Raw genomic sequence first — 19,481 nt, 5'->3', positions numbered from 1 at the left:
GCGTTCACAACGCGCGCGCTTTCGCGGCCTGTGGGCTGCGCCCCCAACGCGAAACCCCGCAAGAAGACTTGATACAGAACGGAAAGCCCTGAATGCCCCAGACATCGAGTTTTGCAATCACCAACGACGCCGGAGCCGCCGTTCGGGCCCGGATCAACGAGGTGATCGCCGCCTTACAATCCACCAGCGCCGGGGCGTCGGCACCGACCGCAGCCGTTGCGGGCATGCTCTGGGTCGACACCTCTGCATCCCCGCCGGTGCTGCGGCGGCGCAATGCGACGAACACAGGCTGGGACGCGCTTTTGGATGCAGCGGGCAATTTGGCAGGGTTGGCAAATACGGCGCTGGCGCGGGGAAACCTCGGGCTTGGCACAATGGCGACCAAAGCCGCAGTGGAGTATGACGCCACGATTGCAGGCAAGGCCAACCTTGCTGGCGCGACCTTCACCGGGGTGGTCACCGCGCCAAACTTCGTATCCTCGTCAGATGCACGGCTGAAATCTGACATTATGATCATCCCAGATGCGCTGGCGCTGGTTTGCGCGCTGCGTGGCGTGCGGTTCACCATGGATGGAACCCGCCAGATCGGCGTGGTGGCGCAAGAGGTAGAAACGGTTCTGCCTGAGGTCGTGCGGGCAGATCAGGCAGGGCAACTGTCTGTCGCTTATGGCAATATCACAGGCCTTCTCATCGAGGCCGTCAAGGAACTGACCGCGCGTGTTGCGGCATTAGAGGAGGCACGCCGATGAATGATGGTGGTTTTGACGGTGGATTTATTGATCTGATCAATTCCATGTTTGGCGGCGCTGTCACCACCCTGATCGGTGCGCTGACCGGACGTCTGATGTGGCATTCGGGCGAGGTGAAACTCGGACGGCGCCGCTTTTTTGGCAAGGAGCTCCTCTGGGAAATTCCCGTTGCCGTTGGTATGGCGCTGATTGGTGAGGCTGCAGCGAATTACATCGGCCTCGCGCAACCCGTCTCGACAGGCTTTGTGGCAACGCTGGCCTATCTTGGGCCCCGCGGGGCTGAGGCGCTGCTGGCGTCCTGGCTGGGCCGCAAGAAGTAATTGCCCGTTCTGGCACGTGCTCCGGCGCGTGTTCTGGCATTTTTGCACAAACACCAACACCCTAAGCGCCGCCCAACCTCGGGCGGCGTTTCCTTTTGCATGGGACAACGACATGACCGCTTTTGAAATCGCCCGAAGCTACATCGGCACCACAGAAGGACCGGGGGCCGCAAACAACCCCAAGATCATTGAGATGTACGCCACCATAGGCCAAGATTGGGTCGAGCATGACGACGTGGCCTGGTGTGCGGCCTTTGTGGGGCATTGCCTTGAGAAATCAGGGATCCGCTCCACCCGCAAACTGACCGCGCGCTCTTATCTGGACTGGGGTGAGGCCGTGGATCTCGCCGCAGTGCGTCCGGGCGATATTGGCATCATCCCGCGTGGCACCTCGGCCTGGCAGGGCCATGTCTTTTTTATCGACTGTGTTGAAGGCAAGTGGCTGTTTGCCTTGGGCGGCAATCAGGGTGATGCGGTCAGCGTGCAGCGCTATCCGGTCTCAAAGCTGATCGGCCTTCGCCGCGCGCCAGCCGCTGGATCACGTCGTCCACCCCCGATCAAGGCAGTGCAATCGATGTTGCGCGATCTTGGCTATCATGAAGTGGGCGCGGCTGATGGTGTGATGGGCAGTCGCACCAGGGGCGCTGTTCTGGCCTTTCGCGCTGACCACGGCCTGCCGCTGGAGCCGGTGATTGACGCCGCTTTTATCGCTGCCTTGGAGACAGCAAAGCCGCGCGCGGTCAGCCCTGAGCGAGCCCTCGGGCAGCCCAACGCCTCGCGCATTGTCACCGCCGCCAATGTGCAGATTGCGCTTGGGGCTGTGGGCTCTACCGGGATGGTTTTGGGCGAGATCGCCCCCCTGGTGTCGCAGGCCGAAGACGGACGTGATCTGGCAACAAGGGTCCTCGATCTGGTCGGGCTTGGGGCACATGCAGCCATGGTGTTACCGATCCTTGGCGCCTTGATCTTTCTCGCCATCATCGTCTTTGCGGTTAAATCCCGTGCCGCCCGGATCGAGGATCACCGGTTGGGGAAAACGCCATGATCCTAGGCACAATGCTCCGTTTGGGGACCCGGCTGCGCTTGGGTCTGGCGCTGGCGGCAATTGCGATCTCCGCCCTTTGGATTGCCTTCGCCCGAGGTCGGGCGGAAGCGCGCGCGCATCTTGCCGTCAAACAGGCAGAGGCCCGCATTCGCTCTCTCACCCTTGCAAAGGACATCCGCCATGAGCTTGAGGTTTTACCTGACGCTGAGCGCAAGCGCCGTCTTGCTCGCTGGATGCGGGATTGATCTGCGCACCCCCGCCGATTGCGATTGGGCCATGCCCATCCTGCCCTCGCGCGCCGATCAGCTGACGGATGGCACTGCACTCCAAATTCTGACCCATAATGAGACCGGCGCACGGCTTTGCGGGTGGCGGCCATGATGGGTCTGTCGACAGGCGGGGTCTCCACGCAGGAAGGTCCGGTCATTCTGATCGGCTATGAATACCGGCTGCAGCTTCAGGCTGAGGCTGATTTTTTTCCTGAATCCGCCACCTTCACGGGACAGCTGCGCTCTACGGTAACCGACAGCACAGTCCTTGCCACCTTATCAACGGCGAACGGCAGCGTGCTGCGTCACGATGAGCGGACCCTCGAGATTGTGGTGGCAGCGGATGTGACGGCTGCCCTCATTCCCGGCAGTGTGGTTGTGGATTTTGTCCGCATTGATCTCACCCCGGAGCGCCCGCTTGGCTTCTCGCTGGAAATCCCGGTTCAGCAACCGGTGACGCGGGGACTTTGACGCCATGACCGCCGCGATCGATCTCCGGCTCCAGACCGGACCTATTCGTATTCGCGTCTCGGCCATGTCGCCGATCACCCTGCGCTTGGCCACAGCGCCGGTGTCTGTCCGCCTGCTGGGTCTGCCCGGGCCAGACGGTTTGCGCGGACCTCAAGGCGCGCAAGGCAATCAGGGTGAGCCTGGCGTGACCATTATGCCCACCGACGCGCCCATCAACGGAGGATTTTTCTGATGGCCAATACAATCCAGCTCAAGCGCCGCGGCTCCGGCGTGGCAGGCGCGCCTGCAGCGCTTAAATCGGGCGAGCTTGCCCATAACGAGGTCGATGATACACTTTATGTTGGCAAAGGGGACGATGGCACCGGCAATGCAACCACCATCGCGGCCCTTGCGGGTGCGGGGTCCTTTGTTGCCTTGACCGGTGGGCAGACCCTCGCTGGCTCCAAAACCTTCACCCTCGTTCCAAAGTCCTCCCAAGACGCCAGTACCGCGACAGATCTGGTGCGCAAATCGCAATTTGATGCGGGGCTTGCCGCCAAGGCCGAAGCTGTGCACGGCCATATCATCGGCGATGTGACGGGCTTGCAGGGTGCGCTAGACGGCAAACTCGGCGCATCGGCCAATGCCGTATCGGCAAGCAAACTCGCGACCGCACGGACAATTGCATTGGCTGGCGATCTCTCGGGCGCGATCAGCTTTGATGGCGCGGCCAACGTGACCCTCACGGCGGCCGTGGTCGATGACAGCCACAACCACATCATTGCCAACGTGGACGGGCTACAAGCAGCGCTGGACGCCAAAGCGCCCTTGGCATCGCCTGCCCTGACAGGTGTGCCCGTCGCACCGACCGCCAACACCGGAACCAGCACACCCCAGCTCGCAACCACGGCCTTTGTGCAGCAGGCCATCGTCGCCTTTGGCCCCGGCGATATGCTGGCGGCGACCTATGACACCAACAGCAATGGCAAGGTCGATGCGGCCGAACTGGCCGACGCTGCGCCTTGGGCGGGCATTACCGGTAAGCCCACCAGCTTTACGCCTTCAACCCACAGCCATCCGATCTCGCAGGTGACCAGTCTTCAGGCAGCGCTTGATGCCAAAGCCCCGCTTGCCTCGCCGGGCCTGACCGGCACACCCACAGCACCAACCGCTGCCTCTGGCACCAATACCGCACAGCTGGCGACGACAGGGTTTGTCGCCGCGGCCATCGGGGCGCTGATTGATGCGGCTCCGGGTGCTTTGGACACGCTGAACGAGTTGGCAGCGTCTTTGGGCGATGACCCAAATTTTGCGGCCACCGTGACCAATGCTTTGGCAGGCAAGCTCGCTGCCGCGTCAAACCTCGCAGACCTGCCCAACAAGACGACGTCCCGCGCAAACCTCGGCCTTGGTAGCCTTGCCACGCAAGCCGCAAACGCTGTCGCCATCACCGGCGGTACGATCAACGGCATTGCGCTGGACGGGGGCACATTCTGATCATGGCAAACACGCTCTTGGTCAAACGCACCACCGTGGCAGGGCGCGTGCCAACGACCGCGCAGCTGGCTCTTGGCGAATTGGCGGTGAACACCGCAGACGGCAAGCTGTACTTCAAGCGCAACCTCAGCGGCGCAGAAAGCATCGTCGATGTGACAACCGCAGCGCTGAGCGACGCCGAGCTCTTTGCCAAGGTGCTGGCCAAAGATGGACCCGGATCGGGCCTGAACGCCGATGTTCTGGACGGGATCCAAGCCAGCGCTTTTGCGCAGCTGGCGGGGGCAAGCTTCACAGGCGCCGTGACGGCGCCCGACTTTGTCACCACCTCCGATCTGCGGCTCAAATCGGAAATAGCCCTGATCCCGGATGCGCTCAGCAAGCTGCAAAGCCTCACCGGTGTGACCTTTCAAATGCTGGGGTCTGACAGACGCCAGATGGGGTTGATTGCGCAAGATGTGCAGCGCGTGGCCCCGGAAGCCGTGGTCGAGGCCGAGGGCGTGTTGCGCCTCGCGTATGGAAATCTCATCGGCCTGCTGGTCGAGGCCATCAAGGACCTCGCGGCCGAGGTCGAGCAGCTGAAAAGGAATATACCGTGATCGAGATCGGACTCTTTGCCATCACCAATTGCGGTGGGGCGCTGCATTATGCAGTGGATATCAAACCAGATTATGCGGGGATTGCTGTTTTTGAACGGATGCCCGCAGGATCTGGCGCTGGCATGGCCGGTGTGATGGCTTGGGCGGATTTAAAGGCAATACTCGAGGTGCCGCCTGCGTTTGGCAACAAGGCGGGCTTTGTGGATCTCTCCCACAATGAAACCCTGATCCCTGACCTGCCGGGTACTGACGCCGGGGCGATCTACAAGGGGCGATCCTTTATTTTTGCCGATGGCATGAACGGCGTTGATGAGATCGTCGATTATTCCTTGCTGGATATCGCGGTCGGTCAGGGCGGAAGACCCCTATCCTGGCGCAACCGCTTTGCGCAATCCGCCCGCGAAAAGATCGATTTGTCGTTCCGGCATCGGGCCCGCGAGGGCATTGCCAATGCGCTGGTGGTCTTTTTGCCGTTTAAGGTGCCCTTTGATCAGGCCCGCATTGAGGTACTGTGTCAGACCGACCCGATCTTGTTGAACGGCACGGTGATTGCCGGGCGGATTGATGATGCAACCATTCCCAAGGATGGCGTCTGGTTCAAGCAATTCTACTTCCACGCAGTCACAACTGAGGTGGTCACGGTCGCGCCAGATGGTCGGGTTGATGTGCCGTTCCAGCTGGTCTGGACCTCGAACGGCAGCACCGTCATGCGGTCCGCCACCTTCAAGCTGGAGGCCGATGCCGGTTATTTGCCGCGCCGCCGCGTCACCACGGATGCAAATGGGCATGGCGTGATCAGCGTCGAGGCCCGAGGCCTTGCGGTTGGCGATGTGATCGCGGTCAAAATCAACACCGAGCATTACACAGCCATTGGCAAGCTGCGCGTTGAGGTGGTGGCATGAGCCTCAAAATTGCGACCAGCACTGAGTTGCAGATGATCTATCCGGCGTTTGTCATGCACAAGCATTGGGATATGCCGCCAGGCTATAACGACCGGCTTTTTGCGCTGGCGGCTGAGGACGCTGCGGCAAATCGGATACAAAATGCAGGCGACGGCCGCAACATTGGCGATCAGACCAATCATCTGGGCCATCTGCGCCATAACTTTCTGATGGATCAGCGCGATCCGGCCATCGCCGTGCTGGCGCAAATGGTGGCAGCGGCAGTGCGGGAGTATCTGCAGCTGGCCTACGGCTATGATCATGCGGGCGACATTCAGATGATGTCGGACACTTTCTGGCAGCGCCGCAGTTCGCGCGAGAATGTGGGCATCAACGCCCATACCCATATGCAGACCGATATCGTCTGCACTTATTACCCGCGCGTGGTGCTGGACGTGGATTGCCCCGAGACATCGCTCCATCGCGGTGCCGTGCGTTTCTACGATCCTGCCAATGTTGGCAAACGACTCTGGCCCTGCAACAACCCGGACGCCTATGTAGGCGGCTGGTACGCCGTGGAGCCGAAAACCGGCTCAATGCTGATTTTTGAGGGTCATGTGCCCCACGACAGCACGTATTTTGAGGGCGAAGAGCGGATGTGCATTCCGGTCCTGTGTTCACTCACCCTTCCCAATTCTCATTGCAAAGCCGGACTCGCAGAGATCCTGGCACATCAAGCAACAGGAGGCCCACATGGCCTATAAGGTTGGAACGACCATCGTGATTGATGACAGCGGTACAGTGGATTGGTCGCGCATCGCCAATAAGCCGGTGATCGGATCTGGGACCATCACAGCGGTGACCATTACAAATGGTACACCTTCGGCTGGTGCGTCTGTGTCGGGCACCGCAAGCGGTTATGCTGGCGCTTATGTGGGCAACTGCTACGTCGAAAGCCTCTCCGGCGGAGGGACGTCAGGTGCTGTGTCAGTCACGGCAAACCGCAAGACGTTCAACTGCAACTGCAATTGCAGGTGTTGAGAATGGAAGTTCGCAACACATCGCTCGATCTATGGCCAACCCGCATCGCCTTTTTTGAGGCTCCCATCGACTGGGCAGTGAACCGGCAATTGGCTGATGAGGCGATTGCCGTTGCAGGGTTGGAGGACGGGGCCAACCCTTCCGCTGCCAAGCGACGCGTTCGTGGCATTCTGGAGCGCAGCACAGCCGGTATTGCATTGAAGGCGCATCTCTTTGCCTGTGCCAGAACCATGCTTGGTCCTTGGGCACAATATCTTGATCCCGACCTTTGCGAAAACCGCGCGCTGGTCCTGCAGCCCGGCGCGTTCATCTCCACCCATAAAGACAGCCGCGAGGGCGATCTGACCTGCGTGCACTTCCTGACCGGTGGCGGTGCGGGGCAACCGATCAACAGCGTCGGTTCTCCGCGCTTTGTGATCGAGGATCCTTCGCGCTACTTCGACGAGGGTCGGCTGCCGTTTGAAGACCGCCACGGCTATTCGGTCAATCCAAGGCCGGGGCTCTCGGTGTTCTTCCCCTCTCATATCCCCCACAACCAGCATCCCCACTTGGGGAGCAAACCGCATGTGCAGGTCGTCGCAAACTTCCGCGTCACCTTGCCCAGCGATCTTGAAGAAAGGTTATTTGACTGATGTGGTTTGATCTGACCCTTGAGGCGCGTGACGGCAGCCGTCACACCATGCGCTACAACCCCCACACTTCTGAGGCCGAAGGGCTGCCGTTGCCGGTCGATCCCGGCATCTTCGCGCCCGCGCCGCGGGTGGCGTGCGTGTTTCGCTTGATGGTGGGCATCGATTTCACGGGATCATGGGCAGTCATTTCGCGTGAAGCTGGGCACTGATTTCGCGGGATCGCGGGCAGGTCTGGTCGGCAAATTGAGGATAGTTGCGCCTTCAGGAATGAAGGGGTGGCTTGATGCCGACAGGACGATTGAACATGCGCCGGATACGAGATGTTTTGCGATTGAAGCTTGGGCAAGGCCTGAGCGAGCGGTCCATTGCCGCTTCCCTCGGTCTGAGCAAGGGGAGCGTCGGAAGCTACACCCAACGGGCGCGTCATGCCGGGCTCACGTGGCCCTTGCCGGAGGGGATCGATGACGACAGCCTTGAACTTCTTTTGTTTCCAGCCCCGCCCACGGTGCCGGACGCGGAGCGGCTTGTGCCCGACTGGGCGGAGATTGACCGCGAGTTGCGCCGCCCTGGGGTGACGCGGATGCTGCTCTGGGAAGAATACCGTGCCGCGCACCCCGGGGGTTTTGCCTATACTTGGTTTTGCACGCATTACGAGGCTTGGAAGGGTCGGGTGCGCCCGACGATGCGCCAGACACATGTGGGCGGCGAGAAGGTGTTCGTTGACTTTGCCGGCGACACCATCGACGTGATCGACCCCACGACCGGCGAAGCGCGGGCCATGAAGCTGTTCGTGGCGGCAATGGGGGCATCGAATCACACCTATGCCGAGGCGGTGGCATCGGAGGGGTTGGAAGATTGGATCCTCGCGCATATCCGGATGTTCGCCTTTCTGGGCGGCGTGCCAAAGGCGGTGGTTCCGGACAATCTGAAGTCCGCCGTGATCAAGGCAGACCGGTTTGATCCGGGGCTGAACCGGACCTATGCCGAGATGGCGGCGCATTATGGCACCGCCGTTCTGCCCGCCCGGCCGCGCAAACCCCGGGACAAGGCGAAGGTGGAAGTGGCTGTCCAAGTGGCACAACGCTGGATTCTGGCGCGGCTGCGGAACCACCGGTTCTTCTCATTGGCCGAGTTGAACGTGGCGATCCGGCGGCTGCTGGACGAGTTGAACATGCGCGTGATGCGCGGCTATGGCGCCAGCCGCGCCGATCTGTTTGCCACTTTGGATCGGCCCAATCTTCAGCCCCTACCGCCCGAACCTTATGTCTTCGCCCGCTGGAAGCGCGCCCGCGTGGCACCCGACTATCACGTTGAGGTCGACAGCTCATGGTATTCCGTGCCCTTCGCGCTGATCAAACAAGAGGTCGATGTTCGCACAAGCGGCCAGACGGTCGAGATATTCCATCGTGGTCAGAGGGTTGCGAGCCACGTGCGCACCCCGGGGCGGCGCAGCCATGTCACCGTGGCCGACCATATGCCATCGGCCCATCGTCGCTTTGCCGAATGGACCCCGGCCAGAATGCTGGCGCAGGCAACCAAGACCGGCCCCGCCGTCGCCGCCTTTTGCGAGATGGTGATGGCTGACCGCCCCCATCCTGAACAGGGGTTCCGCACCTGCCTGGGTGTGCTGGCCTTGGTCAAAACCTATGGGCCGGAGCGCGTTGATGCGGCCTGCCAGCGGGGTGTGACCATCCGGGCCCGCACCGTCACCTCCATTCGTTCGATCCTCAAGACCGGCCTCGATCGCGCCTTCCTGGAAGGCTCCGAAGAGGTCGCCCCCCTCCAGCACGCCAACATTCGTGGCGGCAGCTATTACCATTGAGAAAGGACTAAAATGCTGACCCATCCCACCCACGACCGACTGTTGGCGCTCGGCCTGACCGGCATTGCATCGGCGCTCGAAGAACAACGCAGGTCAACCGCCTTCGACGCCCTCTCGTTCGAAGAGCGTCTCGGCCTGCTGGTCGACCGCGAGGCTGCAGAGCGCGACACCAAGAAACTGGCCTCCCGGCTCAAGTTTGCGGCTCTGCGCCAAGATGCCAGCGTCGAGGATCTGGACCTGCGCAGCCCACGTGGTCTTGACCGCAGTGTCATGGCGCATCTTGCCGATGGCGGCTGGATCGCCCGGCACGAGAACCTGCTGATAACCGGGCCGACCGGTTTGGGCAAAAGCTGGATCGCCTGCGCCCTTGGCCACAAGGCGTGCCGGGATGGGCGGCCCGTCCTCTATCAACGTGCGCCGCGCATGTTCGAGGCCCTTGCTCTGGCCCGTGGCGATGGCCGCCATGAACGCATCCTCAAAACCATCGCCCGCATGGATGTGCTGATCATTGACGATTGGGGCCTCGCCGTCCTCACCGCCCCGGAGCGCCGTGACCTGCTGGAAATCCTCGAAGACCGCCACGGCCGCGCTTCCACCATCGTCACAAGCCAACTCCCCGTTGACCAGTGGCACGAAGCCATCGGCGACCCAACGCTCGCAGATGCCATCCTCGACCGCCTCGTTCACAACGCACACCGCCTCACCCTCTCAGGTGAAAGCCTGCGCAGGCGCTCCGCCGTCACAAAAAAGCTTGACCAAATCGTTCAAGCCTGACTCCATGAAAGCGTCGGCCAGCCTGCCCACGATCCCGTGAAATGACTGCCCAGAATGGCGCGAAACGCGTGCCCACGATCGCGCGAAATCAGCGCCCATTCTCCGCGAAATCCGCAGGTGGCGAAAGACAAGCCCCTTGGCAAGTCCCGCGCACCCCGTATTCTGAAAATCCAGCTGGGTCTGTCGTGCAACTACGCTTGCAGCTATTGCAACCAAGCGTTCCAGATTGCGGATGCCACTGTCTCGAAACTGGTGGATGTTGAACACTTTCTGGTCCAGCTCGACGGCTGGATCACTGGTGCCCCGGAAAGCATTGAGCTTTGGGGTGGCGAGCCGTTTCTCTACTGGGCCAAGATTAGGCGGCTGATCCCCGTGCTGGCGGAGCGGTTCCCGGCGGCACGCTTCTCCATCATTGCGTGTTTCGCTTGATGGTGGGCATCGATTTCACGGGATCATGGGCAGTCATTTCGCGTGAAGCTGGGCACTGATTTCGCGGGATCGCGGGCAGGTCTGGTCGGCAAATTGAGGATAGTTGCGCCTTCAGGAATGAAGGGGTGGCTTGATGCCGACAGGACGATTGAACATGCGCCGGATACGAGATGTTTTGCGATTGAAGCTTGGGCAAGGCCTGAGCGAGCGGTCCATTGCCGCTTCCCTCGGTCTGAGCAAGGGGAGCGTCGGAAGCTACACCCAACGGGCGCGTCATGCCGGGCTCACGTGGCCCTTGCCGGAGGGGATCGATGACGACAGCCTTGAACTTCTTTTGTTTCCAGCCCCGCCCACGGTGCCGGACGCGGAGCGGCTTGTGCCCGACTGGGCGGAGATTGACCGCGAGTTGCGCCGCCCTGGGGTGACGCGGATGCTGCTCTGGGAAGAATACCGTGCCGCGCACCCCGGGGGTTTTGCCTATACTTGGTTTTGCACGCATTACGAGGCTTGGAAGGGTCGGGTGCGCCCGACGATGCGCCAGACACATGTGGGCGGCGAGAAGGTGTTCGTTGACTTTGCCGGCGACACCATCGACGTGATCGACCCCACGACCGGCGAAGCGCGGGCCATGAAGCTGTTCGTGGCGGCAATGGGGGCATCGAATCACACCTATGCCGAGGCGGTGGCATCGGAGGGGTTGGAAGATTGGATCCTCGCGCATATCCGGATGTTCGCCTTTCTGGGCGGCGTGCCAAAGGCGGTGGTTCCGGACAATCTGAAGTCCGCCGTGATCAAGGCAGACCGGTTTGATCCGGGGCTGAACCGGACCTATGCCGAGATGGCGGCGCATTATGGCACCGCCGTTCTGCCCGCCCGGCCGCGCAAACCCCGGGACAAGGCGAAGGTGGAAGTGGCTGTCCAAGTGGCACAACGCTGGATTCTGGCGCGGCTGCGGAACCACCGGTTCTTCTCATTGGCCGAGTTGAACGTGGCGATCCGGCGGCTGCTGGACGAGTTGAACATGCGCGTGATGCGCGGCTATGGCGCCAGCCGCGCCGATCTGTTTGCCACTTTGGATCGGCCCAATCTTCAGCCCCTACCGCCCGAACCTTATGTCTTCGCCCGCTGGAAGCGCGCCCGCGTGGCACCCGACTATCACGTTGAGGTCGACAGCTCATGGTATTCCGTGCCCTTCGCGCTGATCAAACAAGAGGTCGATGTTCGCACAAGCGGCCAGACGGTCGAGATATTCCATCGTGGTCAGAGGGTTGCGAGCCACGTGCGCACCCCGGGGCGGCGCAGCCATGTCACCGTGGCCGACCATATGCCATCGGCCCATCGTCGCTTTGCCGAATGGACCCCGGCCAGAATGCTGGCGCAGGCAACCAAGACCGGCCCCGCCGTCGCCGCCTTTTGCGAGATGGTGATGGCTGACCGCCCCCATCCTGAACAGGGGTTCCGCACCTGCCTGGGTGTGCTGGCCTTGGTCAAAACCTATGGGCCGGAGCGCGTTGATGCGGCCTGCCAGCGGGGTGTGACCATCCGGGCCCGCACCGTCACCTCCATTCGTTCGATCCTCAAGACCGGCCTCGATCGCGCCTTCCTGGAAGGCTCCGAAGAGGTCGCCCCCCTCCAGCACGCCAACATTCGTGGCGGCAGCTATTACCATTGAGAAAGGACTAAAATGCTGACCCATCCCACCCACGACCGACTGTTGGCGCTCGGCCTGACCGGCATTGCATCGGCGCTCGAAGAACAACGCAGGTCAACCGCCTTCGACGCCCTCTCGTTCGAAGAGCGTCTCGGCCTGCTGGTCGACCGCGAGGCTGCAGAGCGCGACACCAAGAAACTGGCCTCCCGGCTCAAGTTTGCGGCTCTGCGCCAAGATGCCAGCGTCGAGGATCTGGACCTGCGCAGCCCACGTGGTCTTGACCGCAGTGTCATGGCGCATCTTGCCGATGGCGGCTGGATCGCCCGGCACGAGAACCTGCTGATAACCGGGCCGACCGGTTTGGGCAAAAGCTGGATCGCCTGCGCCCTTGGCCACAAGGCGTGCCGGGATGGGCGGCCCGTCCTCTATCAACGTGCGCCGCGCATGTTCGAGGCCCTTGCTCTGGCCCGTGGCGATGGCCGCCATGAACGCATCCTCAAAACCATCGCCCGCATGGATGTGCTGATCATTGACGATTGGGGCCTCGCCGTCCTCACCGCCCCGGAGCGCCGTGACCTGCTGGAAATCCTCGAAGACCGCCACGGCCGCGCTTCCACCATCGTCACAAGCCAACTCCCCGTTGACCAGTGGCACGAAGCCATCGGCGACCCAACGCTCGCAGATGCCATCCTCGACCGCCTCGTTCACAACGCACACCGCCTCACCCTCTCAGGTGAAAGCCTGCGCAGGCGCTCCGCCGTCACAAAAAAGCTTGACCAAATCGTTCAAGCCTGACTCCATGAAAGCGTCGGCCAGCCTGCCCACGATCCCGTGAAATGACTGCCCAGAATGGCGCGAAACGCGTGCCCACGATCGCGCGAAATCAGCGCCCATTCTCCGCGAAATCCGCATCCATCATCACCAACGGATCGCTCCTCTCACGTGAAAAGCTGGACTTCATCGCGGCGCACGACATTGCCATCACGATCTCGCATGACGGGCCCGGCCAGCATCTGCGCGGGCCTGATCCGCTTGCGGATCCGCAGAAACGCCGCTGGATTGAGGCTTTGGTGGCCGAACGCCCGGACACGACGTCCTTCAATACAGTGCTGACACGTGCACATCATGATCTCGGCGCGCTTAAGGCTTGGTTCGCCGACAAGGTCGGCCCGGATGTCTTCGTCGGGCTGGAAGGTGTGGTAAACGTTTATGATGCGGCGACGGCCATTGGTACGGGGCGTTTCGAGCCTGCGCAGTTGAACAGCCTCACAAGGTCAATCTTTGAGGCGCTGGTCGAGGATCCAAACGCCTTTGGACTTGGTGCGCGCCTTGACGAATTCTACGCCTCCATCCAGCGCCGCCGACCAATCGAAGCGCTTGGCCAGAAATGCGGGATGGACCGCGAGGATACCATCGCCGTCGATCTGCGCGGTAATGTCATGACCTGTCAGAACACCGGCGCCAAGGGAGCGCATAAAATTGGCCATGTAGAAGCGTTTGATGAAATTGCGCTGAATACAGCCACCCATTTTGCCTTCCGCCCCGAATGCATAGCCTGCCCAGTTGTCCAGCTCTGCAAAGGGTCCTGCATGTTCCTTGAGGGCGACTTCTTCGCACAGTCCTGCGCTAATGAGTTTGCATTTAATATGGGGATCATTATGGCGGCTGTCTGGCATTTGACAGGGATGGTGGTGGTTGCGATGTCAGGTCAAATTAAGCTGTCTGACAGAAATCGGAGCTCATTCTGCTCCCGAAAATAAGCGCGCCCAATCCTATAACCAGATCCATGCCTGTGCAAAGTTTACTGGGAAGCAAGGGAAACGATTCGGTTTCCTGCACTGTCCGCCCGCACATCAAGAGCATTAGACGACGAAAGCACGTAGCCAAGATTATCACCAACTGAAAACGGGAACATCGTCGGCTGGCCGACAAGTCCATCAAGACTGAGAGGACGTCCAATATGCATAAGGAGCGCCGCGGAAAGCCATTGAACCGTTTCCGGGTTCTGGACGGATATCGAGGGCTTCCGGGTCAGCGTTTTGCCATTTTCACTCTTTCTAAGCAGAGACCAATCAACCTGGGACTGAAGTACCATATTGGTCATGCGGCGGGTGCCTTCTCGTTCACCATAGATCTCGGCCATCCGTCGATGTACCTCAACGGTGGTACAATCCCCTTGAATGGATGTCAGTCGACCAACGATTTCGGCAACTCTCGCAAAAAATGGGTAGACTGCAATGGCCATCCCCCAGGTTAGGACTGCTACTTGTGCATTCGGCATTCTGCCAAAGATGTCGACCCCTCTATCCGCTAAACCGACGACCTCCTCGCGCGGTTCAAGCCAGAGACGGTTCAGGACTGTCCTTGTCTTTTTCTTAGCTTCTAGTCCGGCATGAGCTTCTGTGAGGATCTGATCGAGCTCGCCGATATCGGCAGCGCCCGACCGCACCCGTAAAGCGGCTGCCGCCCAATCTAGGCGGATGAAGCGGTCAAAGCCGATCTGAGGAGCTTTAGTTTGCATTTTCTTATATCTTCTTTCCGATCTTCACGAACGGCACGATCAGTTCCTCTACCGACATTCCGCCATGGGCAACAATCTGATGGCCAGTAGGAACAAAAGCTCCGCGTCCGCTCGCATAGAGCGGAAGGAAATCCGGCGGCAGCCCAGCACCACCGAACTGAAAGGCGTCAGTATCTGCGGGAACTAACGCGGCCAACGTTTCATTACGGTAGGTCCGAACCCGTTCCCCCTTTAACTCGCTGATGACGCCTTGGTTGAGACGCCCAATGCCATCAGCATCGACGTTTCCATGATCTGCGGTCACATAGACATGGAAACCTTTGCTCATCAGCAAGTTCAGCAAATCAGCAACGAAGCCAGTTTCGCACCACTCGTGAATCTGGCGCGCAAGACCTCGCTTGCCCAGCATGGCCCCGTGGACCAACTCGTCGATCATATCAACGACGATGCCGGCGACCTTGATCGACGGGTTGGAAATAGCCGCGTCGAGTTCGCGCAGCTGCTCGGTCCGCTTGATGGCTTTGCGATAATAGACTTCTCCGCCACGCAGGCCGTGTTCCAACCAGAAACGGGCCCAGAGTGCAGGCTCTTGGCCCGTCGTTTCGATAGAGGATTGGAACTCACGGGGCCTCAACCCAGAGAACAAAGCCTGGCGAGACACCGACGTGAGGCTGGGAAGCCATGCGAAGCAACCGTTTTCCTCGGTGAGTAAATCCGGCGCGTGGGAGTTCAGGTACTCTCGAATCTGCACCCACTGGTCGAGGGCCATGCCGTCGAACACCACAAGCGCGATTTTTTCTTCGCCGGCATCCCGGCGCATCGAAAGATATCGTGGAATGTGGTGAACCATCACTGGCGCCTTGGCGACAGGCAACGATGGCAGATCCTGAAAGCGCCTCTGCACCCAATCTTTCAGCCTGTCATCAGCTGCAAGTTGCAGCTCACGCATTTCTGTCCGAAGGACAGCAGCGTCCTCGCTTGGCAGTTCATGGAAACGGTAGATGGTTTCAGCGAGCCGCTTTGCTGCATCGATCCAGTCGCGGTGAGTGGCCTCCGTGGCAGGGAGTTTCGCTGCCACCGAGCCAATCCCTCCGCGAACCAAGTCGCGCAGGTTGATCGAGCTTTGAATGGCGCCGAGCTTGATCCAATCCGGCAAGACCGTCGGGGTGCTGCGCACATTCACAGGCTGCAATGCACCTTCAAGGAACAACGTATCGACGATGACGCGGATGTCCGCGTGATCGAAGGGGATCTCGACGCTGTTGTTGGCTTCTGTCCTTGGATCACGATCCGCATGATCGACCTCGACACCTTGTTCTTCCAAGAAGCGTAGCCAAGCAGTTTGTACCATGCGAACCATGGTGCCTTTTGATGAAAGCAGGTCTTCTATGGGCAAGTGCCCAACGGCGGTGCCTGACAAGATTGCGGCGACATGCTTCGCGAGAATGGGCGGCAATGTTGCGCCGCGGTAGAACAGTCTAAATGCCTCGCGCCAGAAGCTCTCGGGCTTCCGCAGGAAGTGTGGGCTGATCTCGAACAGATGCGTCAGAAGAAATTCCTTCGTCAAGCTCTCGCCGAGAACCTGAGAAGCAAAGCTGTTGTGGGCGGCAAACAGCATTTCCAGATGGGCGCTATCGATCTGCCGGATGACACTGGAATTCAGCTTGGGCATCAGATCGGCAAGGCTCAAATCTACCCTTCGCGCATGCTGAAGATAATCCCACGGAAGAATATTCATATCCATTCCGGAGAATTGCAGGATGAGGGCTTTGGACGTACCCGTCGCGCCATTGTCCCAGGCAGCACGGTAGCGCTCCTCATACTCGACCCGGAAGGCAATCGAGTCCCCAAAGGGAAGCACCTCAAAACCACGATCTCGCAAGACCTGAAGGATGCGTTCATTCAGCAGCAGGTTGTCCGGATCGCTTGCGATCCAGAACGGTGATAGATCTTCAGGAAAGGCCTGAAGTATCCGCTCCGTCCACGACGTCATGTTCCTGCATCCACTTGGTGACCGACGCGCAAGAAGAGAACGCAGTGCAGATCGGCAACGAACGCTTCAGCAGCGTCCAGACGTGCAAGCCGCGCATCATGTTCCGATTGCAGGCGCTTGCGGCGATAATCACGTACCGTGGCAAGCCCGACCCGCCCGATCGCCTGATGGCGCGCCTCATAAGCGTAGATTGCACGGTCCCGCTCTTCTCGTAATCGGGTCATGTGCTCATCGACCAGTTCGGTGAACATGCGTTCGCCTTGCGCTACGGCCGCATCCTTGGACTTGCCAAATAGCTCGGCGCTGATTGCCGCATTCGTCGGGCTGATGGTTTCCAAGCGCTCTGTGAGAAGCAGATCCCAAATTCGTTTCGCTGTCGGCTGGAACGCCCGACCTTCATTGCTGATGAAGACTGGCAGGAAGCGACGGCGGCTAAAGTCATCTGCAGACAACGTGATCTCCCAGAGTGACCAGACACCTTTTACGGTTTCAGGAAGCCCCGATATCCGGACGCAGGGCATGTTCTGACCCGCGACACATCGAGGCAAATCAGCAATCAAGGCACGAGCTCTGGGATCCTCGAGTGTCAGCCACTCAAGGTCGGGGCGGCCCTCCGCGGTTCTTGCATCGAAACAGACCGCACTTGTCTCGCCATTCCCGGACCAGCGGACTCGCCAGACATCGCCCTCTCTGACCGCTTGGCCGCCGCGACTTGGCAGACCGGACGTAATTGCCCGCTCAAGCCAGAATTGAGCCGGGTGGTCGCGCCACTTCCGAGCGTCGGTCGCATCAAGTTCGTGTCCATCGGACAGCAGCTGACTGCTTTGGCTGTGCTCTGCTATCGCCGTCCTCAGCTGTGACACAACTGTTTCGCAGTCGGCTTCGATCGCATCCGGGTTCTGCAGGCCGTTGACGAAGAGCTCGTCGAACAGCGGCTCAACCTCTACCGAGTCCATGACATCGGCGGCTTTGTCGACGCCAAACTCTTCAGCGATGACAGCAAGCTTCTTCTCGAGAACCTCGCGAACCCGATATTCAACAGTGTCTTCGAGCACGAAGTTAATAGCGCGAACCACGAAGGGCTGACCGATCCGGTCAACACGACCTATCCGCTGCTCAACCCGCATGGGGTTCCAGGGCATATCGAAGTTCACAATTACGTGGCAGAACTGCAGGTTCAGACCTTCTCCGCCCGCGTCCGTAGAAATCAGGATACGCACGTTCTGAGAAAACGACATCTGGGTCCGCGCCCGTGCCTCCAGATCCATGCTTCCATTCAACATGACAATGGAGAAGCCACGGGTTTCCAAGAAGTCCGCAAGCATTGCCTGTGTCGGGACAAACTCGGTGAAGACCAGCACCTTCAGTTCAGGATCGTTCTCTTCTTGCTGGATCCGATAGATGAGTTCCAGCAAGGCCTCCGCTTTGGCGTCGGTCCCCTGCGCTTCGGTCTCTCTCGCGAGGAACAGCAAGGCTTCGACGTCTTTGCGTTCATCCGCGAGAGCCTCGAACGCAACCGCAACGTCGATCTGATCTTCACCAGACAGTTCGTGCCACTCCTCCGCACGCTCGGAAGGAAAAAGCTTCAGCTGGGCATGATCATCGTCGAGTGCCAGCAATCGCCTTTCGAGCGTCGTCCGGATCGCTGCCGTGCTCGATGTCACAAGGCGCTGCATCAAGATCATCAGGAAGCCAATATGTCGCTGCTTCGTCGCCATGGCCTGGTTGTAGCCATGACGCACATATTCGGTCACTGCCTCGTACAGGCCCTGCTGGGCCGCGTGGCGATCCTGCCAGGCGACGGGTTGCAGCCGGGTTATCCGCGGCTTGAAAAGCGGCTTTCCCTCGGCGTCGATTGCCGCCCGCTTCTCTGTACGGACCACGAAGGGGCGAACGCGGTCGGCCGCGATACTGCTCACGTCCGGGAAACTGTCGCGGTCGAGAAGCTGCATCAACCGGTGAAACTGGTCCGTCTTGCCCTGATGGGGTGTTGCAGACAGCAAGAGCAGATAAGGCGCAGCCTCGGCCAAGGCTACACCCAGCTTGTACCGCGCAACCTGGTCTGTGCTCCCGCCCATCCGGTGAGCTTCGTCAATGATCACCAGATCCCATGATGCGGAGATCAGGTCTTCGAACCGTTCGCGGTTATAGGTCTGAAGTTGCTCGACGCTCCAGCCACGCCGACCTTCCATGGGCTTCACGGAATCCAGCGAACAGATCACCTGGTCATGAACGCGCCAGAGGTTTTCCTCATCGTTCCGCCACTGCCGAAAGGCGGCCAGTTCAGACGGCTCGACGAAGGTGAACTGCTCGCCGAAATGCAGGCGCATCTCGGCCTGCCACTGTCGAACCAGCCCCTTGGGCGCGACAACCAAGATTCTTCGAGCCATGCCGCGCAGTTTCAGCTCTCGGAGGATCAGACCGGCCTCGATGGTCTTGCCAAGGCCGACTTCATCAGCGAGCAAATAGCGGATCCTGTCGCGGCTCATGGCGCGGTTGATCGCATAGAGCTGGTGGGGCAGCGGCACCACGCTCGACTGGATCGGCGCCAGCAGCAGGTTGTCCTCCAGCGCGTCCAACAGCTTTGCCGAGGCAGCCGTGTGAAGGATCTGGTCGACAGATGGCTGGACAGCGTCGAGCGGGCCTAGATCACGCGCCCGGGCACGGACGACGGCATCCTTGCCGGGCAGCCAAACGCGATAGGCGGTTTCGCCCCAGACGGTTTCCCGATCCACGACACGGCAAGGTGCAGCATGCCGCGCATGCCAGCACCACTCACCAACGCCAAAGCTGTCCCCGCCAACCGCCACT

Annotated in this window: 23 protein-coding genes; 19 read left to right on the top strand and 4 right to left on the bottom strand. The window is 60.4% G+C overall.

Features of this window, described 5'->3' with window-relative positions; genetic code table 11:
• Positions 1-4: 4 nt before the first annotated feature.
• Positions 5-241 carry a hypothetical protein gene (locus tag RNZ50_25235; protein ID MDT8858269.1) on the bottom strand — a complete coding sequence of 79 codons (237 nt, stop codon included), beginning with the start codon at positions 239-241 and terminating at the stop codon, positions 5-7.
• Between RNZ50_25235 and RNZ50_25230 the strand changes: the two genes are divergently transcribed.
• From RNZ50_25230 to RNZ50_25140, 19 genes are all read left to right on the top strand, one after another.
• Complete coding sequence (locus RNZ50_25230) at positions 225-749, top strand: tail fiber domain-containing protein (GenBank protein MDT8858268.1); 525 nt, start codon at positions 225-227, stop codon at positions 747-749. The genes RNZ50_25235 and RNZ50_25230 overlap by 17 nt on opposite strands.
• Positions 746-1,069, top strand: coding sequence for a phage holin family protein (locus tag RNZ50_25225; protein ID MDT8858267.1), 324 nt, complete (start codon positions 746-748; stop codon positions 1,067-1,069). The genes RNZ50_25230 and RNZ50_25225 overlap by 4 nt, the downstream gene beginning before the upstream one ends.
• A 112-nt stretch (positions 1,070-1,181) precedes the next feature.
• On the top strand, positions 1,182-2,114 hold the full coding sequence (locus RNZ50_25220) for a TIGR02594 family protein (protein MDT8858266.1): 933 nt from the start codon (positions 1,182-1,184) through the stop codon (positions 2,112-2,114).
• Positions 2,111-2,359: a hypothetical protein gene (locus tag RNZ50_25215; protein MDT8858265.1), complete on the top strand. Its 249-nt coding sequence runs from the start codon at positions 2,111-2,113 to the stop codon at positions 2,357-2,359. The genes RNZ50_25220 and RNZ50_25215 overlap by 4 nt, the downstream gene beginning before the upstream one ends.
• Positions 2,360-2,491: 132 nt before the next feature.
• Positions 2,492-2,854, top strand: coding sequence for a hypothetical protein (locus tag RNZ50_25210; GenBank protein ID MDT8858264.1), 363 nt, complete (start codon positions 2,492-2,494; stop codon positions 2,852-2,854).
• Between the two features lie 4 nt (positions 2,855-2,858).
• Positions 2,859-3,086 carry a hypothetical protein gene (locus RNZ50_25205; protein MDT8858263.1) on the top strand — a complete coding sequence of 76 codons (228 nt, stop codon included), beginning with the start codon at positions 2,859-2,861 and terminating at the stop codon, positions 3,084-3,086.
• Positions 3,086-4,330 (top strand): head decoration protein, encoded by a 1,245-nt coding sequence (locus RNZ50_25200; GenBank protein MDT8858262.1) that lies wholly within the window; start codon positions 3,086-3,088, stop codon positions 4,328-4,330. The genes RNZ50_25205 and RNZ50_25200 overlap by 1 nt, the downstream gene beginning before the upstream one ends.
• A 2-nt stretch (positions 4,331-4,332) precedes the next feature.
• Positions 4,333-4,926 carry a tail fiber domain-containing protein gene (locus RNZ50_25195; GenBank protein ID MDT8858261.1) on the top strand — a complete coding sequence of 198 codons (594 nt, stop codon included), beginning with the start codon at positions 4,333-4,335 and terminating at the stop codon, positions 4,924-4,926.
• Positions 4,923-5,828, top strand: a complete 906-nt coding sequence (locus tag RNZ50_25190) for a hypothetical protein (protein ID MDT8858260.1) — start codon at positions 4,923-4,925, stop codon at positions 5,826-5,828. Before RNZ50_25195 ends, RNZ50_25190 begins: the two co-directional genes overlap by 4 nt.
• Positions 5,825-6,571: a hypothetical protein gene (locus tag RNZ50_25185; GenBank protein ID MDT8858259.1), complete on the top strand. Its 747-nt coding sequence runs from the start codon at positions 5,825-5,827 to the stop codon at positions 6,569-6,571. The genes RNZ50_25190 and RNZ50_25185 overlap by 4 nt, the downstream gene beginning before the upstream one ends.
• Entirely contained in the window at positions 6,561-6,848 is a 288-nt protein-coding gene (locus RNZ50_25180) for a hypothetical protein (GenBank protein MDT8858258.1), read from the top strand. The genes RNZ50_25185 and RNZ50_25180 overlap by 11 nt, the downstream gene beginning before the upstream one ends.
• Before the next feature lie 2 nt (positions 6,849-6,850).
• Positions 6,851-7,480: a hypothetical protein gene (locus tag RNZ50_25175; GenBank protein ID MDT8858257.1), complete on the top strand. Its 630-nt coding sequence runs from the start codon at positions 6,851-6,853 to the stop codon at positions 7,478-7,480.
• Positions 7,480-7,689, top strand: a complete 210-nt coding sequence (locus RNZ50_25170) for a hypothetical protein (GenBank protein MDT8858256.1) — start codon at positions 7,480-7,482, stop codon at positions 7,687-7,689. Before RNZ50_25175 ends, RNZ50_25170 begins: the two co-directional genes overlap by 1 nt.
• Positions 7,690-7,763: 74 nt before the next feature.
• Positions 7,764-9,302 (top strand): IS21 family transposase, encoded by a 1,539-nt coding sequence (gene istA, locus RNZ50_25165; protein ID MDT8858255.1) that lies wholly within the window; start codon positions 7,764-7,766, stop codon positions 9,300-9,302.
• Positions 9,303-9,314: 12 nt separating this feature from the next.
• A complete protein-coding gene (istB, locus tag RNZ50_25160; protein ID MDT8858254.1) occupies positions 9,315-10,076 on the top strand; it encodes an IS21-like element helper ATPase IstB in 762 nt (253 codons plus the stop codon).
• Between the two features lie 117 nt (positions 10,077-10,193).
• Complete coding sequence (locus RNZ50_25155; GenBank protein MDT8858253.1) at positions 10,194-10,505, top strand: hypothetical protein; 312 nt, start codon at positions 10,194-10,196, stop codon at positions 10,503-10,505.
• 133 nt (positions 10,506-10,638) lie between these two features.
• Positions 10,639-12,177: an IS21 family transposase gene (gene istA / locus RNZ50_25150; protein MDT8858252.1), complete on the top strand. Its 1,539-nt coding sequence runs from the start codon at positions 10,639-10,641 to the stop codon at positions 12,175-12,177.
• Between the two features lie 12 nt (positions 12,178-12,189).
• The gene (istB, locus tag RNZ50_25145; GenBank protein MDT8858251.1) at positions 12,190-12,951 is read left to right on the top strand and encodes an IS21-like element helper ATPase IstB; all 762 of its coding nucleotides are present in this window, start codon (positions 12,190-12,192) and stop codon (positions 12,949-12,951) included.
• 41 nt (positions 12,952-12,992) lie between these two features.
• The gene (locus RNZ50_25140; protein MDT8858250.1) at positions 12,993-13,916 is read left to right on the top strand and encodes an SPASM domain-containing protein; all 924 of its coding nucleotides are present in this window, start codon (positions 12,993-12,995) and stop codon (positions 13,914-13,916) included.
• Positions 13,917-13,957: 41 nt separating this feature from the next.
• Here the strand turns inward: RNZ50_25140 and RNZ50_25135 are convergent, their stop codons facing one another.
• The 3 genes from RNZ50_25135 to RNZ50_25125 are packed head-to-tail and all read right to left on the bottom strand — an operon-like array spanning position 13,958 to position 19,480.
• Positions 13,958-14,677, bottom strand: a complete 720-nt coding sequence (locus tag RNZ50_25135; GenBank protein ID MDT8858249.1) for a hypothetical protein — start codon at positions 14,675-14,677, stop codon at positions 13,958-13,960.
• A 4-nt stretch (positions 14,678-14,681) separates the two neighbouring features.
• Entirely contained in the window at positions 14,682-16,670 is a 1,989-nt protein-coding gene (gene pglZ / locus RNZ50_25130) for a BREX-3 system phosphatase PglZ (GenBank protein ID MDT8858248.1), read from the bottom strand.
• The gene (locus RNZ50_25125; protein MDT8858247.1) at positions 16,667-19,480 is read right to left on the bottom strand and encodes a helicase-related protein; all 2,814 of its coding nucleotides are present in this window, start codon (positions 19,478-19,480) and stop codon (positions 16,667-16,669) included. The genes pglZ and RNZ50_25125 overlap by 4 nt, the downstream gene beginning before the upstream one ends.
• Between the last annotated feature and the right edge of the window lies 1 nt (position 19,481).

This window comes from Paracoccaceae bacterium Fryx2 (assembly GCA_032334235.1).
Lineage (GTDB): Bacteria > Pseudomonadota > Alphaproteobacteria > Rhodobacterales > Rhodobacteraceae > JAVSGI01.
The sequence above is the reverse complement of the archived record's forward strand: the minus strand, read 5'-3'. Positions and strand labels throughout refer to the sequence as shown.

Bases quoted from the DNA above. Each gene is read 5' to 3' on its own strand.
- RNZ50_25230 (MDT8858268.1), top strand. From the start codon at position 225: ATGCTCTGGGTCGACACCTCTGCATCCCCGCCGGTGCTGCGGCGGCGC.
- RNZ50_25225 (MDT8858267.1), top strand. From the start codon at position 746: ATGAATGATGGTGGTTTTGACGGTGGATTTATTGATCTGATCAATTCC.
- RNZ50_25220 (MDT8858266.1), top strand. From the start codon at position 1,182: ATGACCGCTTTTGAAATCGCCCGAAGCTACATCGGCACCACAGAAGGA.
- RNZ50_25215 (MDT8858265.1), top strand. From the start codon at position 2,111: ATGATCCTAGGCACAATGCTCCGTTTGGGGACCCGGCTGCGCTTGGGT.
- RNZ50_25210 (MDT8858264.1), top strand. From the start codon at position 2,492: ATGATGGGTCTGTCGACAGGCGGGGTCTCCACGCAGGAAGGTCCGGTC.
- RNZ50_25205 (MDT8858263.1), top strand. From the start codon at position 2,859: ATGACCGCCGCGATCGATCTCCGGCTCCAGACCGGACCTATTCGTATT.
- RNZ50_25200 (MDT8858262.1), top strand. From the start codon at position 3,086: ATGGCCAATACAATCCAGCTCAAGCGCCGCGGCTCCGGCGTGGCAGGC.
- RNZ50_25195 (MDT8858261.1), top strand. From the start codon at position 4,333: ATGGCAAACACGCTCTTGGTCAAACGCACCACCGTGGCAGGGCGCGTG.
- RNZ50_25185 (MDT8858259.1), top strand. From the start codon at position 5,825: ATGAGCCTCAAAATTGCGACCAGCACTGAGTTGCAGATGATCTATCCG.
- RNZ50_25180 (MDT8858258.1), top strand. From the start codon at position 6,561: ATGGCCTATAAGGTTGGAACGACCATCGTGATTGATGACAGCGGTACA.
- RNZ50_25175 (MDT8858257.1), top strand. From the start codon at position 6,851: ATGGAAGTTCGCAACACATCGCTCGATCTATGGCCAACCCGCATCGCC.
- RNZ50_25170 (MDT8858256.1), top strand. From the start codon at position 7,480: ATGTGGTTTGATCTGACCCTTGAGGCGCGTGACGGCAGCCGTCACACC.
- istA (MDT8858255.1), top strand. From the start codon at position 7,764: ATGCCGACAGGACGATTGAACATGCGCCGGATACGAGATGTTTTGCGA.
- istB (MDT8858254.1), top strand. From the start codon at position 9,315: ATGCTGACCCATCCCACCCACGACCGACTGTTGGCGCTCGGCCTGACC.
- istA (MDT8858252.1), top strand. From the start codon at position 10,639: ATGCCGACAGGACGATTGAACATGCGCCGGATACGAGATGTTTTGCGA.
- istB (MDT8858251.1), top strand. From the start codon at position 12,190: ATGCTGACCCATCCCACCCACGACCGACTGTTGGCGCTCGGCCTGACC.
- RNZ50_25140 (MDT8858250.1), top strand. From the start codon at position 12,993: ATGACTGCCCAGAATGGCGCGAAACGCGTGCCCACGATCGCGCGAAAT.
- RNZ50_25135 (MDT8858249.1), bottom strand. From the start codon at position 14,677: ATGCAAACTAAAGCTCCTCAGATCGGCTTTGACCGCTTCATCCGCCTA.
- pglZ (MDT8858248.1), bottom strand. From the start codon at position 16,670: ATGACGTCGTGGACGGAGCGGATACTTCAGGCCTTTCCTGAAGATCTA.